Source organism: Kribbella italica, from assembly GCF_014205135.1.
GTDB lineage: Bacteria > Actinomycetota > Actinomycetes > Propionibacteriales > Kribbellaceae > Kribbella > Kribbella italica.
The window spans coordinates 2,465,285-2,481,718 of sequence record NZ_JACHMY010000001.1 but is presented as its reverse complement, the minus strand read 5'-3'; the positions used below and the strand labels follow the sequence as shown (position 1 = coordinate 2,481,718).

General features: G+C 69.4%; 18 protein-coding genes. 11 read left to right on the top strand and 7 right to left on the bottom strand.

The window, feature by feature from the left end:
* Window positions 1–45 precede the first annotated feature (45 nt).
* Together HDA39_RS43675 and HDA39_RS11580 are read left to right on the top strand one after the other, a co-directional pair.
* Window positions 46–642 (top strand): WHG domain-containing protein, encoded by a 597-nt coding sequence (locus HDA39_RS43675; RefSeq protein ID WP_184795227.1) that lies wholly within the window; start codon window positions 46–48, stop codon window positions 640–642.
* On the top strand, window positions 639–1,802 hold the full coding sequence (locus tag HDA39_RS11580) for an SGNH/GDSL hydrolase family protein (protein WP_184795226.1): 1,164 nt from the start codon (window positions 639–641) through the stop codon (window positions 1,800–1,802). Before HDA39_RS43675 ends, HDA39_RS11580 begins: the two co-directional genes overlap by 4 nt.
* Window positions 1,803–2,332: 530 nt before the next feature.
* Here the strand turns inward: HDA39_RS11580 and HDA39_RS11575 are convergent.
* Entirely contained in the window at window positions 2,333–3,835 is a 1,503-nt protein-coding gene (locus HDA39_RS11575) for an alpha/beta hydrolase (RefSeq protein WP_184795225.1), read from the bottom strand.
* Window positions 3,836–3,953: 118 nt separating this feature from the next.
* Window positions 3,954–5,450, bottom strand: a complete 1,497-nt coding sequence (locus HDA39_RS11570; RefSeq protein WP_184795224.1) for an alpha/beta hydrolase — start codon at window positions 5,448–5,450, stop codon at window positions 3,954–3,956.
* 194 nt (window positions 5,451–5,644) lie between these two features.
* Here HDA39_RS11570 and HDA39_RS11565 point away from each other — a divergent pair, with 194 nt between their 5' ends.
* Both HDA39_RS11565 and HDA39_RS11560 read left to right on the top strand, forming a co-directional pair.
* A complete protein-coding gene (locus HDA39_RS11565; RefSeq protein WP_184795223.1) occupies window positions 5,645–7,501 on the top strand; it encodes a carboxylesterase/lipase family protein in 1,857 nt (618 codons plus the stop codon).
* Window positions 7,502–7,542: 41 nt separating this feature from the next.
* On the top strand, window positions 7,543–7,896 hold the full coding sequence (locus HDA39_RS11560; RefSeq protein ID WP_184795222.1) for a PRC-barrel domain-containing protein: 354 nt from the start codon (window positions 7,543–7,545) through the stop codon (window positions 7,894–7,896).
* Window positions 7,897–7,911: 15 nt separating this feature from the next.
* Here the strand turns inward: HDA39_RS11560 and HDA39_RS11555 are convergent, their stop codons facing one another.
* A complete protein-coding gene (locus tag HDA39_RS11555) occupies window positions 7,912–8,973 on the bottom strand; it encodes an aldo/keto reductase (protein WP_184795221.1) in 1,062 nt (353 codons plus the stop codon).
* Window positions 8,974–9,091: 118 nt separating this feature from the next.
* Between HDA39_RS11555 and HDA39_RS11550 the strand changes: the two genes are divergently transcribed.
* From HDA39_RS11550 to HDA39_RS11535, 5 genes are all read left to right on the top strand, one after another.
* Window positions 9,092–9,910, top strand: a complete 819-nt coding sequence (locus HDA39_RS11550) for an MmyB family transcriptional regulator (RefSeq protein ID WP_202892957.1) — start codon at window positions 9,092–9,094, stop codon at window positions 9,908–9,910.
* Window positions 9,911–9,983: 73 nt separating this feature from the next.
* Window positions 9,984–10,214, top strand: a complete 231-nt coding sequence (locus HDA39_RS41825; RefSeq protein ID WP_202892956.1) for a hypothetical protein — start codon at window positions 9,984–9,986, stop codon at window positions 10,212–10,214.
* Window positions 10,211–10,645 carry an MFS transporter gene (locus HDA39_RS11545; protein WP_202892955.1) on the top strand — a complete coding sequence of 145 codons (435 nt, stop codon included), beginning with the start codon at window positions 10,211–10,213 and terminating at the stop codon, window positions 10,643–10,645. Before HDA39_RS41825 ends, HDA39_RS11545 begins: the two co-directional genes overlap by 4 nt.
* A 44-nt stretch (window positions 10,646–10,689) precedes the next feature.
* Window positions 10,690–11,490 carry an inositol monophosphatase family protein gene (locus HDA39_RS11540; protein WP_184795219.1) on the top strand — a complete coding sequence of 267 codons (801 nt, stop codon included), beginning with the start codon at window positions 10,690–10,692 and terminating at the stop codon, window positions 11,488–11,490.
* 12 nt (window positions 11,491–11,502) lie between these two features.
* Window positions 11,503–12,132 (top strand): DUF2461 family protein, encoded by a 630-nt coding sequence (locus tag HDA39_RS11535; RefSeq protein WP_337925713.1) that lies wholly within the window; start codon window positions 11,503–11,505, stop codon window positions 12,130–12,132.
* A gap of 15 nt (window positions 12,133–12,147) precedes the next feature.
* On the opposite strand, the gene HDA39_RS11530 is transcribed toward HDA39_RS11535, so the two are convergent.
* The 4 genes from HDA39_RS11530 to HDA39_RS11515 form a co-directional block, all read right to left on the bottom strand.
* A complete protein-coding gene (locus tag HDA39_RS11530; RefSeq protein WP_184795218.1) occupies window positions 12,148–12,699 on the bottom strand; it encodes an AAA family ATPase in 552 nt (183 codons plus the stop codon).
* Window positions 12,700–12,733: 34 nt separating this feature from the next.
* The gene (locus HDA39_RS11525) at window positions 12,734–13,336 is read right to left on the bottom strand and encodes a vitamin K epoxide reductase family protein (protein ID WP_184795217.1); all 603 of its coding nucleotides are present in this window, start codon (window positions 13,334–13,336) and stop codon (window positions 12,734–12,736) included.
* Complete coding sequence (locus HDA39_RS11520; RefSeq protein WP_184795216.1) at window positions 13,320–13,979, bottom strand: DsbA family protein; 660 nt, start codon at window positions 13,977–13,979, stop codon at window positions 13,320–13,322. The genes HDA39_RS11525 and HDA39_RS11520 overlap by 17 nt, the downstream gene beginning before the upstream one ends.
* A gap of 80 nt (window positions 13,980–14,059) precedes the next feature.
* Entirely contained in the window at window positions 14,060–14,425 is a 366-nt protein-coding gene (locus HDA39_RS11515) for a hypothetical protein (RefSeq protein WP_184795215.1), read from the bottom strand.
* A gap of 258 nt (window positions 14,426–14,683) precedes the next feature.
* Between HDA39_RS11515 and kdpF the strand changes: the two genes are divergently transcribed.
* Complete coding sequence (gene kdpF, locus HDA39_RS43160; RefSeq protein ID WP_184795214.1) at window positions 14,684–14,773, top strand: K(+)-transporting ATPase subunit F; 90 nt, start codon at window positions 14,684–14,686, stop codon at window positions 14,771–14,773.
* Window positions 14,773–16,434 (top strand): potassium-transporting ATPase subunit KdpA, encoded by a 1,662-nt coding sequence (gene kdpA / locus HDA39_RS11505; RefSeq protein ID WP_184795213.1) that lies wholly within the window; start codon window positions 14,773–14,775, stop codon window positions 16,432–16,434. Before kdpF ends, kdpA begins: the two co-directional genes overlap by 1 nt.

Here is a 16,434-nt window from a genome sequence, read left to right as displayed (position 1 = left end):
ACCTATGGGCATTAGGTAAATGCCTAGGTGTGTTAGATTGGGGTCGTGGAGAGAGCCCAACTCAGTCCGGCGGTGGTGATCGCGCGCGCTGCCGATCTCGCTGACGCGACCGGCTTCGACGCGGTGACCCTGGCGGCGATCGCCCGGTCGTTCAGCGTGCAGACGCCCAGCCTGTACGCGCACGTCCGCGATCTCGCGGCGCTCCGGGACGGGATCACGGCGCTGGCGCTCGGCGAGCTGACCGACCGGATCGCGGACGCCATCGCCGGGCGCTCGCAGTACGACGCCCTGGTGGGGTTCGCCGGCGCGCATCGGGCGTACCTGGAAGAGCACCCCGGCCGGTGGGAATCGTTGCAGCGGCGGGCCGGGAGCGACGCGGTGAACGCGCCGGCCGCCCGCCGGATCGTGCGGGTCACCGACGCGGTCCTGCTCGGCTACGGCATCGCCGGCGACGACCGCACGCACGCCACCCGCATCGTCGGCAGCGCGCTCGGCGGGTTCCTCAACCTCGAACGCATCGGCAGCTTCGCGCACAGCGCGCCGCCGGCCGACCAGTCGTGGACCGAGCTGCTCGACGCCCTCCACCTCGTCCTGACCCACTGGCACCACCGCGGAGAACTCCGCGAGAAAGAGACCTCATGATCACCACACCACTGACCGCGGACCTCCTGCACGGCGCGACCGAGCTCGAGTCGACCGACCGCGGGGTGCGTCCGCACCGCCTCCCGCGACTCGTCCGCGAGCGGTACGCCGACCAGCAGCTCGCGCTGATGGAAGCGCAGCCCTCGGGAGTGCGGGTCGCCGTGGTCACGACCGCTCGAAGCGTCACCCTCGAGGTCCACGCCACCCGCGTCGCCTACCGCGGGCTGAAGCGTGCCCGCGGCGCCCTCGACGTGGTCGTCGACGGCACGGTGCTCGATTCGCACACCCTGATCCACGGGGACTTCATCGAGCTGGACCTCCAGACCGGTGCGAGTACCTTCGTCCAGGGCGCGTCCGACCACGTCGCCGTCACCGACCTGCCCCCCGGTGAGAAGACGCTCGAGATCTGGCTTCCGCACAACGAGCAGGTCGATCTGATCGCCTTGCACTCCGACGCTCCGGTGCATCCGGCGCCGCAGTTCGGTCCCGTGTGGCTGCACCACGGCAGTTCCATCAGCCAAGGCTCGAACGCGACCAGCCCCACCCGCATCTGGCCGGTCGTCGCCGCGCGGACCGCCGGTGCCCGGCTGCACAACCTCGGCTTCGGCGGCAGCGCTCTGGTGGACCCGTTCGTGGCCCGCGTCATGCGGGACACCCCGGCCGACCTGATCAGCGCGAAGTTCGGGATCAACGTCGTGAATCTCGACGCGATGCGGCTGCGCAGCTTCGTCCCCGCTGTGCACGGCTTCCTCGACCTCATCCGCGACGGTCACCCGACGACCCCGCTGCTCCTGGTCTCGCCGGTCTTCTGCGCGATCCACGAGGACACCCCCGGCCCGGGTGCGGTCGACCCGGCCACGTTCGGCACCGACACGGTCAAGTTCGTTGCCTCAGGCACGCAAGGGGACACCGCCAACGGCCGCCTGACACTCCAGGTCGTCCGGCAAGCGCTCGAGGAGATCGTCGACCGCCGGTCCGACGACCCCAACCTCCACTACCTGGACGGCCGCACCCTGTACGGCGAGACCGACGCGCAGACCCACCCACTCCCCGACGCGCTGCACCCGGACACCACCACCCACGCGTTCATGGGCGAACGCTTCGCCGAGGTCGCCTTCGGCAAGGCAGGAGCCTTCGACCGCTCCGGAGCACCCGCCTAGCGCAAACGTCGGGATCGCGGCCTCGTTGGTCCGGCCCGCGGCGAAGCATGCGCTGGACCTTGCCGCCACGGGCACGACGACATAAGGCGAGGTCCACTGCCCAGACGACGATCTCCGTGAGGTTACGGGCGGCGGTCTTCCATGGGCTTGAAGTGCGCTCTGCCTGTCTGGACGGCATCTTTGAGCACCGGCCAGTCACGTTCACGCCGGAAGTTCGGCTGGGCGGTGCTCAAGGTCGAGGTCGCGGTCGGCTGGTGTGGGAAGCGCACTCGGAGGCTCGGCCGACTGCTCCCGTTCCCCATGACTGCTGCGGTACATCGGACCAGTCGCCAGAATCGGCACCAGTCGTCACGAGAGGCGCCAGTCGACGCGGGGGACCGGCCCGTGACAACTCGCCCCTATCCGGAAGATCAGGGCGAGTGTCGCTTTGAGACCGGCCAGGACGCTGACCTCGATGGTTGTCAGCCCGCGACCCAGTGACTTCCTGGAGCTGAGCATCACCGGGTCAGCGTCCTTCCTGCGGCTTCGGACTAGCGGGGTGCGGCGTCGGCCGTGCAGTGGTAGTCGCGCGCCGGACGCTCGCCGGTGGTCAGAAAGGTCGTCACGGCGTGGTTCGCGCAGCGGTTCTTACCGTTCGGGTAGACGCCGTGGCCGCTCTGGTCGGCGGTCACCATCGTGGCGCGCTGGCCGAGTGCCTTCCGCATCGCCTGGGCACCGGCCAGCGGTGTGGAGGGATCGCGGAGGTTTTGCACGAGCAGCACGTTGGACGGGCCACGGTCGGTGATTTGAACCTGCGGCTCGGTCGGGTTCGGCCAGTACGCGCAGGGCGTGATGTTGGCTCCGGCGGCGCCGAACTGCGGGTACCGGATCCGGTCGGCGGCGACGTTGCGCTGGTAGGTCTTGACCGACGTCGGCCAGCGCGAGTCGTTGCAGATGATGGCGTAGCGACCGGAGATGAGGTTGTCCGCGTCGGTCGCTGCGCCGCCCCCGGGCAGCGGTGGCAGCGGCTGGTTCTTGTCGACCGCCTGCCAGATCCCGGCCAGGATCGTGTACTGGATCGGGTTGTAGAGGAATCCCCAGTTGGCCAGCCGGAACGAGGCCTGGTCGAGGCCGTGCAGCGTCCCGGTCGGCTTCTTCTCCAGCCGCTTGGTGAGCTCGAAGAACTTGGCCCGGACCTGCGTCGGCGTTCGGCCCAGTCCGTACTCGCGGTGGTTGGCCGCGACGAATTTCGCGAACGCCGGGAAGGTGTCCTCGACGCCCTGCGACCACAAGCGGTTGCTCGGGTAGTCCCAGCCGCCCGGGCCCATGACGCTGTCGAGCACGATCCGGTCGCCGCGCTGCGGGAACAGCATGGTGTACACCGCGCCCAGGTGGGTTCCCCAGGAGGCGCCGGCGTACGAGATCTTCGACTCGCCCAGCGCGGCGCGGATCCGGTCCATGTCGCGTGCGACGTTGGGCGGGCTGAGGTGCGGCAGCAGCCAGGCGGTCTTCGACGTCGCGCACTGCTTGGCGATCTGCTTGCTCTCGGCCGCCCGCTTGGTCACGTCGGCGGCGTTCAGCGCGTACGGCGGGATGTTGCCGGTCTGCTGCGCAGGGGTGAGGTCGCAGGTCACCGGTGTACTGCGGCCGATGCCGCGGGGGTCGAACCCGATCACGTCGTAGGCGTCGCGCACGCTCTGTGGCAGGCCGCTCCCGGCGAGAAAGGCGGGGTAGCTCTGTCCCGCGGACGGGCCGCCGGGGTTGGTCAGCAGGATGCCGCGCCGCGCCTCGGGCTTCTTGCTCGGCAGCCGCGAGACGGCGAGGTCGATCGTGCGGCCGTCGGGCTTGCGGTAGTCCAGCGGCACCTTCAGCGTGCCGCACTGCATCCCGTCCGGAATCGGTGTGGTGAAGATCTCCGCGGGGCACTTCTCCCACTTGATGCCGCCCGGTGGCTGGGCCTGCGTCGCGGCCGAGCCGCTCAGCGCCACGCCTGGGACCAACGCGGCCGCCAGCGAGGCGACCGCGACGGTCAACGGAACTGCGGTGCGTTTCATGCTTCCTCCGAGGATTTGGGAACCAGGACAGTCTTCGCTGATCGGCCATCCGGAACATCCCACCAGCGGACATTCCGGATGGCCGAAAGGACTACGGGCTGCCTCGGAGGGCCTGGCCTCAGGCCGGCGGTGCCGGGCAGAACTTGTCGTGCGCGGGCCGGCGGCCGGTGACGAGGAAGTCGGTCACTGTGTTGTTGCCGCACTTGCTCGGGGTGAAGACGTAGGCGCCGTGGCCGCCCTGGTCGATGGTCACCAGGCGGGCGCGGTCACCGAACGCCTTGCGCAGCTTCAGCGCCAGCGGCATCGGGGTCGCCGGGTCGCGGAGGTTCTGGACCATCAGGACGTTGGCCGGGCCCCGGTCGGAGATCTTGACCTGTGGCTCGATCGGGTCCGGCCAGAACGCGCACGGGCGGATGTTGGCCGCGAAGGCGCCGTACAGCGGGTAGCGGATGCGGTCGATCGCGACATTGGCCTGGTAGGTGTGCACCGAGGTCGGCCACCGGGAGTCGCCGCAGATCACGCCGAAGTAGCCGGCCTGGAAGTTGTCGCCGGCCGGCGCCGCGGCGCGCTCGGTGACGGCCGGTGCGGTCTTGCCGGTGTCGAGCGCTGTCTCGAGCTGGCGCCAGAGAGTGGCGAGTTCGAGCATCAGCGGGTCGGAGCGCAGGTACGTCGCGGTGATGACGCGGAACAACGTGCCGTCGTACCCGAGGGCTGGTGTCTTCTCCAGGCGCTTCGCCAGCTCGTAGTACTTCGCGGTCACCGCGGCCGGCGTCTTGCCGAGGCCGTACTTGTCCGGGTCGGCCGACACGAGCTTCGCGAAGTCGGGGAACCGGAGCTGGACGCCCAGCGCCTGCTGGCGCAGCGCGTGGCTGTCGTAGCCGTTCGGGCCGAGGTTGCTGTCGAGGACGACGCGGTCGCTGCGGTGCGGGAACATCGTCGCGTACACGGCGCCCAGGTAGGTGCCGTACGACGCGCCGTAGTACGAGAGCTTCGGTTCACCGAGCGCCTCGCGGATCCGGTCCATGTCGCGCGCGGTGTTCTTCGTGGTGATGTACGGCAGCAGAGAGCCGGTGGCCGACGCGGCGCACTGGTCGGCGACGGTCTTCGCGAACACGGCCGACTTCTTCACGTCCGCCAGCGTCTTCGGGGCGGGCGGGTTCGAGGCAGGCCCTTGCTGCTCGGGCGTCAGGTCGCAGGTCAGCGGCGTACTGTGTCCGATGCCGCGCGGGTCGAACCCGATCAGGTCGTAGCTGTCCCGCACCTGCTGCGGCAGTCCGCTCTTCACCAGGGTGTCGGCGAAGTTCAGTCCGCCCAGGCCCGGGCCGCCCTGGTTGAGCAGGAGGACGCCGCGGCGCTGCTCCGGCTTGGCGCTCGCCAGGCGGGAGAACGCGACGGAGATCTTCTGCCCGTCCGGACGGCGGTAGTCGAGCGGTACGTCGAGCGTCGCGCACTGCAGGCCGGGGCCGGTGGCGTCGGCCGGGCACGGTCCCCACTGCACGGCCGGGCGCGAGGCCGTCTGCGCGACGGAGGCCGTCGAGACCGAAGCCGTCGAGACTCCTCCGGCCGTCGCGGCCACCGCCACGGCAACGATTGCTGCGGGCAACGTTTTTCGCATCACAGAGCTTCTCTCCTCGGATGGACTCCCACGCGTCGTCGCGACGATGGGTGGTGCAACGGGTCGAAGGATCGTAGTCCTCAGTCTGTCGTCGTTGCGGCAGGCGAACCAGTGACGTGGTGTCACGCGTTGTCTGCGCAGTCAGTCATGCCGAAAGGCGCTGATCGACGCTCGCCGTTGGGTACGGTGCTCACATGGTGGAATCGACAGCCGGTCCGCGCCGGGGGCGCCCGTTCGGGAAGGTGGCCCGGCGCTGGTGGCCGCTGCTTCCGGTGACGGTGATCGCGGTGGTGCTTGCCTGGCTCAACCGAAGTCCGTGGTGGGGCTGGGCGCTCGTGGCCGCGTTGCTCATCGTGCTCGGGGCGACCGCACGGTGGTGGTTGCGGGGACCTGTTGTGCTCAAGGCCGGCGCGTGGTTGCTGGCCGGCGTGCTCGTGGCCGCCGTGGCTGTCGTCGCGTACCCGTCGCCGCAGCGTCGTGTCGCGGGAGGTGACGATCCGCGACCTTCCGCGGTCGTTCCCACTCGGGAAGGGCCGGTGCAGGGAGTCTCGAACGACGCCGGCACCGTCGACATCTTCGCCGGCATTCCGTACGCGCAGCCGCCGGTGGGCGACCTGCGCTGGCGCCCGCCCAAGCCGCCCGCGCCCCGGCCGGACGTGTTCGTCGCCGACCGCTTCTCCGACGTACCGGTTCAGGGGTCGTCGAACTTCTTCATCCGGGCGCTCACGCGGGTCGTCGAGATTCCGCTCGAGAAGACGTTCGTCAACTCCTACCCGGCCGGCGAGGACAGTCTGTCGCTGAACATCTGGCGCGGTACGAAGCCCGCGGCGGCGAAGCGACCGGTGCTCGTCTACATCCCCGGCGGTGGCTTCACCGGCGGCTCCGGCGCCCTGCCTCTGTACGACGGCGAGGCGCTCGCCTCTCGAGGTGAGATCGTCACGGTCACCCTGAACTACCGGCTGGGGGTCCTCGGGTTCCTCTCCCATCCCGAGCTCGCCGCGGAGTCGGCTGAAGGTGCCTCGGGCAACTACGGGATCCTGGACCAGATCGCCGCCCTGCGGTGGATACGGCAGAACATCGCGGCGTTCGGCGGCGACCCGGAGCGGGTGACGGTCGCGGGGGAGTCCGCCGGGGGCGAGAGCGTCTGCATCCTGGGCGCGACCCCGCTCGCCGAAGGGCTCGTCGACGGGATCATCGGCGGCAGCGGGGCGTGCATGGGCACCACCGGCGACACCGAACGCGACGACCAGGCCGACACCAAGGAGACGGCCACGGCCGCGGGCCGGCGCCTGGCGGAGAATCTCGGCGGCGCCACGGTGGAGGAGATGCGTGCGATGCCGGTCGACCGGATCGTCGACGCGGCCAAGCCGCTCAAGGCGCACTGGCGTCCCTCGGTCGACGGGCATGTACTCGACCGGTCGCCCGTGGAGATCTACGCCTCCGGTGATCAGCTGGACGTGCCGATCCTTGCCGGGAGCAACGCGGACGAGTCGTCGCTGGCCCTCGCGGACCCGCCGGACGCGAACGTGGACAAGTACCAGACGCAGGTGCGCTCGACGCACGGCGCCAACGCCGAGCGGTTCCTGAGTCTCTACCCCGGCCGTACCGAGGAGGAGGTGCTCGATTCCCTGCTGCAGGCCGAGACCGACAAGATCATGACCCGGGCGATGTACCGCTGGGCACGCCTGCAGACGCGGACGGGCTCCGCGCCGGCGTACCTCTACTTTTTCTCACACACCCCACCGGATGCGGGTCTGACCAAGTTCGGCGCTTATCACGGGGCTGAGGTGATGTATGCCTACGACAACCTCGGCAAGGACGGCGACGCCGACTACACCGAGGCCGACTACCGACTGCGCGACCAGATGAGCGCGTACTGGGTCAACTTCGTCCGCACCGGCAACCCGAACGCCCCCGGCCTCCCTGCCTGGCCGACCGTCGCCCAGGCACCCGACCAGGTGATGGAGTTCGGCGCCACCAGCGCGCCGGCTCCACGCCCACGGCGTACGGCGATCGACTTCTGGATGAGCTACACCGGACCGGTCGCCTAGTCATCAGATTGACGCGCTGCTCGGCTGGGTACCGGGCGTCCATGTTTCCTGCAGAGAACTTGCGTGACTGGAGCGGCCAGAAGGTCATCGATCCCGACGGTGACAAGGTCGGCGAGCTGGAGGCGGTCTACGTCGACACCTCCACCGACGAGCCGGCCTTCGTGACGGTGAAGGTCGGTCTGCTCGGGAAGCGGCTGGTGTTCGTGCCGGTCGACGGTGCGACCGTCACTCCGAACGCGGTGCGGGTGCGGTACCCGAAGAAGCTCGTCCACGAAGCGCCGTCCATCGATCCCGACGGCGAGCTCACCGGGGCCGAGGAGCCCAAGGTCTTCGCGCACTACGACCTGCCCTACACCGCGACCACGGTCGGCGAACGCCGCTTGGGTCGTCGCTGACCCTCCCGAGCGAGGTCACTGCCTCCGGGGTTCGGTTTTCAGGGTGCCTTTGGTGACGGTGCGGATGTGGTCGCCGGCGAGGAGATCGTGGGGGTAGCCGAGGTCGATGCCGGCGGCCTCGTCGAGGTGGGTCAGGTGGGTGGGGGTGAGGTCGACCTCCAGGGCTTCCAGGTTGCTTTCGAGTTGCTCGACGGTGCGGGCGCCGATGATCGGTGCGGTGACGGCCGGGTTCTGGAGGGTCCAGGCCAGGGCTACCTGGGCGGGGGTGTGGCCCAGTTCCCTGGCGACCTGCTGGACGGCGTCGGCGATGGCCAGGTTTCGTTCGGTGATCAGGCCCACGCCGGCGTTGAAGGTCTTGCGGGTGCTTTCGGCGGTTCCGGCCGAGGTCAGGTCGGCGCGGGTGTACTTGCCGGTGAGCAGGCCGCCGGCCAGTGGTGAGTACGGCGTCACGCCCAAGCCCATGGCCCGGGCCATCGGGATCAGGTCGCGTTCGGCGGCCCGGTTGATCAGGTTGTACTCGATCTGCAGGCCGACGAGCGGGGACCAGCCGCGGAGGTCGGCGATGGCCTGCAGGTGGGAGATCTCCCAGGCGGGGGCGTTGGACATGGCGACGTACAGGACCTTGCCCTGGCGCACGAGGTCGTCCAGGCCGCGGAGGATCTCGTCGGCGGGCGTCGTGAAGTCCCAGACGTGCAGGTAGAGCAGATCGAGGTAGTCCGTGTTCAGTTGCCTCAGGCTCGCTTCGACCGACGCGAACATGCTCTTGCGGTGCGAGCCGCCGGAGTTCGGGTCGCCGGGCCGGCGCAAGGTCGAGTACTTCGTGGCCAGGACGAGGCCCTCGCGGTTGTCGCGGGTGAACTCGCCCAGCAGCCGCTCGGAGCTGCCGTCGGTGTACGTGGTGGCGGTGTCGATGAAGTTTCCGCCGCGCTCGACGTAGGTGTCGAACAGCTTGCGGGCTTCGGCCTTCTCGGCGCCCCAGCCCCACTCGGTGCCGAAGGTGGCCGTGCCCAGCGCCAGTGGCGAGACCCACAGGCCGGACCGGCCCAGCAGCCGGTAGGTGTCGAGGGTGAGCGACATGCGTGTTCTCCTTGCTCGCGATTCGGTGTCGCGAACCAGCCTGCGTCCGTCCCGAGCCGGGGATAAGGGAGAGCAGTGCCTGGGAACACGAGTCCTACCCTGGCTGTTGGGGACGGGTGTGAAGACGACCCAGGAGTTGGCCGCGTTCCTCCGGACCCGGCGCGAGCGCCTCGACCCGAGCGACTTCGGCCTGCCGTCGCGTCGGCAGTGGCGGCGGACCCCGGGACTGCGCCGCGAAGAGGTTGCCGAGCTGGCCGGAGTGAGCATCGACTACGTCGTACGGCTGGAGCAGGCTCGAGGGTTGAACCCCTCGGCGGAGGTGGTGGAGGCGCTGGCCGGGGCGCTGCGCCTGGCGCCCGACGAGCGCGCGTACCTCTTCGACCTCGCGCAGCAGCGCCCTCGCAGCGTGGACAAGCCGGCGACGACCGCGGCGCCGGCGCTCGTCCAGTTGATCGCTGACCTGGCGCCGCTGCCCGCGATGGTGCTGAACCACCGCTTCGACATCCTGAGCTGGAACGGCGAGATGGCGCGATTGCTGCTCGATTTCGACCAGTTGCCGCCCGCGCAGCGCAACGCGATCTGGTTGTGCCTGCTGCATCCGGGAATGCGTGACTTCTACGTCGACCGCGACAGCGTCGTACGGGACGGGATCGCCTACTTGCGGACGGCGTGGGCCGCGCATCCGGAGGACGAGGTGTTGGCCGCCATCGTCGACGAAGTGGCCGGCGGTGAGGGGGAGCTCGCGCGGCTGTGGGCCGGGCAGGACGTCAAGGTCAACGGCCGTGGACGCAAGACGATGCGGCACCCGGAGGTCGGGTCGGTCGCGGTGGACTTCGAGACGCTGGCGCCGGTGCAGGATCCGGCGCAGCTGGTCGTGATTTACCGCGCGGCGGACGAGCAGAGTCAGGCGGCGTTGAGGCAGTTGTCGAGCGGATAACTGCCGTCAGGTCGAGAGGGTGGGAGCGGCTCCGACGTAGCAGGTGACCTGACCTGTGGTGAAGGAGTTCGCGATGAGGGCCGAGCAGCTGTTCCGGACGTACGTCGTACTGACGGTGGTGTCCACCGGTGCCTCGTCGCTGATCTGGGGGATCAACACGTTGTTCCTGCTGGACGCCGGGCTGAGCGTCGGTGCGGCGTTCGCGGCGTGGGCGGGGGTGTCGACGCTGCTCGGGCTGGGCTTCACGTTCTTCAGCGGTGCCACGCGGGCGCGCAGATCATCGGCGGTGCGTCCGCGCCGGTGATCGGGAAGCTCTTCCGGCGGCGTACGTCGTTGCTGCTCCTCGCCGCGATCGGCGCGGTGATCGTCCTGCTGCTGATGGGGTTGGCCTCCGGCTTCTGGGCGGTGCTGATCTTGCTGACCGTCTGGGCCGTTCTCTCCGCGGCGACCGGGCCGATCCGGCAGGCGTACCTCAACGAGCGCATTCCCTCGGCGCAGCGGGCCACCGTCCTGTCGTCGGACAACGTGCTGGCCTCCGGCGGCGGCGTGGTCTTCCAGCCGACTCTCGGCAAGGCCGCCGACGTGTGGGGCTATGGGCCGTCGTACTTGGTCGGTGCCGTTGTCCAGCTGCTGGCGCTTCCCTTCTTCCTCCTGGCCGGGCGCGCTTCGAGCGAGGTGCAGGACGACGAGCAGGTGATTGCCGAGCACAACGAGACGCTCGTGGTCAGCCGCTAGTGTGGTGGGCCGTGGGTAGTTCTGAGGCAGGGGAGAGGACCCAGGTGACCACCGATACGGCTGTGATGGCCCTGTTGCAGGAGGCCGGCGAACGGTTCGTCCGGCCGCGGTTCCGTGCGCTCGCCGACGGGGACATCGCGGAGAAGTCGCCGGGCGACTGGGTGACGATCGCCGATCGCGAGGCCGAGACGTTCCTCGAGTCCGCCTTGCGTGGCGTCCGGCCGGATCTGCCCGTGGTCGGCGAGGAGGCCGTGGCGGCTGATGCGTCCGTGCTCGACGTGTTGTACCCCGGCGGTTCCTGCTGGCTGGTGGACCCGGTCGACGGCACCGCCAACTTCGTGCGCGGCGATCCGGCGTACGGGATGGCGGTCGCGCTGGTCGAGCGCGGTGAGGCGGTGGCGAGCTGGATCTGGCAGCCGGAGTTCGGTGTCGCCTGGCAGGCCCAGGCCGGCGCCGGGACGTACCGCAACGGTGAGCGGGTGCGCGTCGGTACGACGGCGCCGACGGTCGCGGAGTTGCGCGGTGTCTTCCACACCCGGTTCTTCCCGGCCGAGCAGCACGCCGTGATGGAGTCGCTTCCGGTCCCGTACCGGCGGACGCTGGGGAATCTCAACTCGGCGTGCGACTACCCGGCCCTGATCGAGGGATCCATCGACTTCATCTGCTGGGGCCGCATCCTGCCGTGGGACCACGCGCCGGGTTCGCTGCTGCTGGCCGAGGCCGGCGGGGTGAGCCGGCGTCTGGACGGGACGGACTACCAGGCCGACGCCACCGGGCTCGGGACGCTCGCGGCGACGACGCACGAGGCGTGGGAGCTTGCCCGTGGTACCTGGCCGTTCGACTAGCGAGGCAGATTCGTGGTGATCAACGGGTTCGAGGGGTGGCCGCGCGGGGCGTTCGACGTGTTGCTGCGGCTGGAGGGGGATCCCTCGGCCGAGGTGCGGCGGGAGTGCCGGCGGGATCGGGAGGACCTGGTTCGGCAGCCGATGATCGATCTGCTCAACGTCGTGGCCGACCACGATCCGGCGTACGAGGACTTCGCGGTCTGGAGGTACGGCGAAGTGCTGATGCAGGCCTGGCAGCGGCAGAGCGCGATCGTTCGGATGGCGCGCAACGTCGAGTTCAGCGTCCGGTTCGACCTCGACGGTCTGGAGGTCGCGTTGGCGTGGTGGTACGCGCCGTCGGCGCAGATCGAGCGGTACCGGGCCGCGGTGGCCGACAGCGGGTCGGGGCGGCGGTTGGCGGCCATCGTCGGGAAGCTCGAGCGCGAGGGGCTCGAGATCTCGGGCGACATGCTGAAGCGGCCTCTGCGCGGGTATCCGGCCGACCATCCCCGGGCCGAGCTGCTGCGGCACAAGTCCCTCATCGCGACCCGACCGCTCGGCTGTGACGACTGGATCCACACCTCCGCGGCGGCCGACCGCGTGCTCGCCGCCTTCTCCGAGCTGCAGCCGCTGACCCGGTGGCTGGTCAAGAACGTCGCCTGACCACCGGGCACCGGGTCAGGTCACGACGGCCCGGCGGCCGGCCTCGCGGACGATGAGCTCGGCGGTCTGGTCAGGACTGAGCGGCGCCGTGTCCAGCCACCAGCCGGCGTCGCCGAACTCCCGTCTCATCGCGGCCTCGAGGGCTTCGTAGCCATCGAAGTCGAAGCGGTCGGCGGGATCCCTGATGCTGTTGCGGTAGCGGCAGGCCTCGATACCCGGCGCGAGCACGACGAACAACAGCCGGCGCGGCGCGAGCAGCGCGCGGAAGTTGTCCAGCGTCGAGCGGTTCGGCACCATCGCGTCGATCAACGGCGTGAACCCGGCGTCGGAGAAGTTGTTCGCCAGGGCGCACAGGTTGCGGTGCAGCAGTTCCACCTGCCGCGCCGCTTCGTCGGCCGGCTCACCCAGGGCCCACACAAAGCCGTTGACGATCATCGCGTTCACCTCGTCGCCGCCGAGCCGCGCCGAACGCTCCAGCCGCTGTGCGACCAGCCTGGTCACCGTGGATTTCCCGGCCCCGGGCATCCCGGTCACCAGCAGACAGTCCGGTCCTCCGCCGTTCCTCATGCCCAGATCTTCCCAGGGTGCACCGTATGGTCCGTCACGGCAGGGTTCTCCAGTACGGCCAGAACTGCTCGCCGATCAGGGTGAGCAGCACGACCGCCCAGATCGTCAGTGCCACCGTGTGGTAGCGCGTGGCGGCGATGACGACGCGGTTGCGGCGGTTGAGGTTGTGCAGGGTGACGTACCAGAAGATCGGGACCGTGACGGCCCAGACAGCCATGCAGTACGGGCACAGCGCCTGGATCCGGTACAGGCTCTGGAAGATCAGCCAGTGGACGAACACGACCCCGAATGTCACGCCCGCCTGCAGACCGAGCCAGAACCAGCGCCGGAAGGTCGCACCGGCCAGCAGCGCCGCGCCGATCGTGGTGACGACGGCGAACCCGGCGATGCCGAGCAGCGGGTTGGGGAACCCGAAGGCCTCGGCCTGCGGCTTGGTCATCACCGACCCGCACGACAGGATCGGGTTGATGCTGCACGACGGGACGTAGGCCGGGTCGCGCAGCAGGGCGATCTTCTCGACGGTCAGTACGACGGCCGCCACCAGGCCGATGGCTCCGCCGACCAGCAGCAGCCAGGGCAACAGCTTCGGGTACGGCGTACGGGCAGTCGTGTCGACGCCGCTACCTGAGCGCGGCATCGATGCTCGCGGTGAGGTCCTGGGCCGACTCGGGCTGCAGCTTCTCGCCGTTCAGGAAGAACGTCGGGGTGCCGGTCACGCCGAGCGCCTCGCCGTCGGCGACGTCGCGCTTGATCCGCTCGAGCGTGGCCGGGGCGGCGTACGCCTTGTCCCAGGCGGCGAGGTCGAGCCCGAGGTCCTTGGCGAAGCCGCGGAACCGGTCGTCGGCGGGGACCTGCTGCTCGCCCCACTCGGCCTGGGTCTCGTACATCTTCTGGTACATCGGCTCGAACTTGTCCTGCTGGGCGGCGGCCTCGACGGCGCGGGCGGCGCGTTCGCCGTTGAAGTGGCCGGGCAGCGGGAAGTACCGCACGACGAAGGTCACCTTGCCGGCGTAGTCCTTGCGCAGCTGCTCGACGACCGGGAAGGCGGCGCGGCACGACTCGCACTCGAAGTCGAGGAACTCGACGAAGGTCGCCTTGCCGTCGGCGGCGGTGCCGAGCTTGTGGCTGTCGGAGCGGACCAGTTGCTCGTGGCGATCGGTGTCGGTGGTGGTGGCGGACGTGGTGTCGGAGCCGTTGCCGGCGTTGACGGCCAGCAGGATGCCGGCCACCAGAACGAAGGCAGCGGCGATACCGATGGAAATACGGGCATTGGTGTTCATGGCAGTTCACTCCCTGGATGAAGACACGACAGGACGACGGGCGCACGGGGGTGCGACCGGTTCGGCGTACGGCGAACGGCCTACGTGCGGGAGATGCGGAGCTGGACCAGCGACGGTGTCGCCGGCGGGGGTGGATCGAAGGCGGGGACGATGCGCGCGAGATGCGGGCGCACCGCCACCGTGCGGCGGGCGCGGGTGACCAGTCCGAGCAGAACGAGGGACAGCGAGAGTCCGAGCAGCCAGGCCACGGCCAGGTGCGCGTGCTCGTCGGCCGACGGTGAGGTCGAGGGCACCTCGGTCAGATCGAGGTGCAACGGCCCGACCAGGTCCACGGTCGCCGCGATCGCGGCCGTCGGCTGGTCGACCGGTTCCGAGGAGCTGTGGAACGCGCACACGGCCATCAGTGCCGCGACCAGCATCAGGCCACGCGCCACGAGTCGTCGCATCGATCCGGAACCGTTCATGTCGGGGCCCAGCCTAGCCAGACGGTCCCACCTCCCTGTCGTGAGAGTCCCGTGAGAAGTGGGTGGGCCGGTGTGAGAGGTCTGCGAGAAGACTCCTGACAGCGCAGGCGGCGGTGTGCAGTAGTCGCATGAGCTCTTTAGTCGAGGGGTGGGGCAGGTCATGAAGGACGTTCTGTTCTTGGCCGTCTGCGTAGCAACGTTCGCAGCCGTCTGGTTCGCGCTGCGGGGGGTGGAGAAGCTGTGAGCACCGAAAACATCGCGGGTCTCGTGGTCGCCGCGGCGCTGGTCCTCTACCTGGTCGCCGCCCTGATCTTTCCCGAGAGGTTCTGATGTCCGACACCGCCGCCGGCCTGTTCCAGGTCGGCCTGCTGGTCCTGCTCCTGGCGGCCGCCTACCGGCCACTGGGTGGCTACATGGCCCACGTCTTCAGCACGGAGAAGGACTCCCGGGTCGAGCGTGGGACGTACAAGCTGCTGGGCGTCGACGCGAAGGCCGACCAGACCTGGGCGACCTACGCCCGGTCGCTGCTCGCCTTCTCCGCCGTCAGCCTGATCTTCCTCTACCTGTTGCAGCGGGTGCAGGGGCACCTGCCGTTCTCCAACGGCCTGCCCGGCGTCGAGCAGGGACTGTCGTTCAACACCGCCGCGTCGTTCGTGGCGAACACCAACTGGCAGTCGTACTCGCCCGAGGTGACGATGGGCCACCTGGTCCAGTTCGCCGGCCTCGCGGTGCAGAACTTCGTCTCCGCCGCGGTCGGGATCAGCGTCGCGGTCGCCGTGATGCGCGGGTTCGCCCGCTCCAAGACCGACCGCTTGGGCAACTTCTGGGTCGACCTGACCCGCACGCTGATCCGGATCCTGCTGCCGATCGCCGTCCTGGGTGGCCTGGTGCTGGTCGCGATGGGCGTCGCGCAGAACCTGTCCTCGGGGCACGAGGTCACCAGTGTGGTCGGTCAGGCGCAGACGATCCCGGGCGGCCCGGTGGCGAGCCAGGAAGTCATCAAGGAGCTCGGCACGAACGGTGGCGGCTTCTACAACGCCAACTCCGCGCACCCGTTCGAGAACCCCAACGGGCTGTCGAACCTCTTCGAGATCTTCCTGCTCCTGCTGATCCCGGTCTGCATCACCCGGACCTTCGGCCTGATGGTCAAGGACAAGCGGCAGGGCTACGCGATCCTCGGCGTGATGGGCACCCTGTGGGCGGCCTTCACCTTCGCCGCGACGATCTTCGAGGCCCGCGGTGCCGGTACGGCGACGCAGGCCGCGGGCGCCGCGATGGAAGGCAAGGAGACCCGGTTCGGCGAGTGGGCGTCAGCACTGTTCGCCACCTCCACGACCGGTACGTCGACCGGTGCCGTGAACTCCGCGCACGACTCGTTCACCCCGCTGGGTGGTGGCACCGCACTGTTCCACATGATGCTGGGTGAGGTCAGCCCGGGCGGCACCGGCACCGGCCTGTACGGCATGCTCGTGCTCGCCGTGCTGGCGGTGTTCGTCGCCGGCCTGATGGTCGGCCGGACGCCGGAGTACCTGCGCAAGAAGATCAGCGCGCGGGAGATGAAACTGGTCTCGCTCTACATCCTGGCCACCCCGAGCCTGGTGCTGGTCGGTACGGCGATCGCGATGGGCCTGGAATCGGCCCGGGCGTCGATCTTCAACACCGACAGCCCGCACGGCTTCTCCGAGGTGCTGTACGCGTTCACCTCGGCGGGCAACAACAACGGCAGCGCGTTCGGTGGTATCAGCGCGAACACGCCGTTCTACAACACCGCCCTCGGGCTGGTGATGCTGCTCGGCCGGTTCGTCCCGATCGTGATCGTGCTCGCGCTGGCCGGATCGTTCGCCCGGCAGCAGCCGGTCCCGGTGAACGAGGGCACGTTGCCCACCCACAAGGCCCTGTTCGTGACGATGCTCGTCGGCGTCGTCCTGATCGTGACCGGCCTGACCTACTTCCCCGCACTCACCCTCGGACCCCTCGCGGAGGGACTGTGA